The 547-nt window shown below is 73.7% G+C and carries 1 pseudogene; it reads left to right on the plus strand.

Annotation, left to right across the window (positions count from 1 at the left end):
• Positions 1 to 547, plus strand: a pseudogene (locus ACYVE7_RS35475) (PucR family transcriptional regulator); the annotation flags it as partial.

The following is a 547-nucleotide window of genomic DNA, read 5'->3' on the forward strand; positions in this document are numbered from 1 at the left end:
CGTCAAGGGGCTCGCGCCGCCGTCCGAGGCCCTGCAGTCGGCGGTCGGCGCGGCGGGCGTCGCCGTGCTCGGGCTGACCAGGGCGGCCTCCTGGGCGCAGATCGCGGCCCTGCTCCGCTCCCTGCTCGCCGAAGGCGAGGTCGGCGAGGCCGACCACGACACCGATCTGTTCTCGGTCGCCAACGCGGTCTGCGAACTGCTCGGCGCGCCCGTCACCATCGAGGACCGCTCCTCCCGGGTGCTCGCCTACTCGGTCCGCCAGGAGGAGGCCGACGAGTACCGCGTCGAGACGATCCTCGGCCGGCAGGTCCCCGAACGGTTCGTCCGGCTGTACGAGGAGATGGGGTTCTTCCGGCGGCTCTACCAGTCACGCGAACCGCTCTTCCTGGACGTCGACGGGATGCTGCCGCGCGCCGCGATCGCGGTCCGCGCGGGCGACGAGATCCTCGGCTCGATGTGGGCCGCCGTCCGCGAACCCCTCACGCCCGAGCGCAGCGCGGCCTTCGCCGACGCCGCCAAGATCGCCGCCCTGCACCTGCTGCGGCAG

The organism is Actinocorallia lasiicapitis (assembly GCF_054778695.1).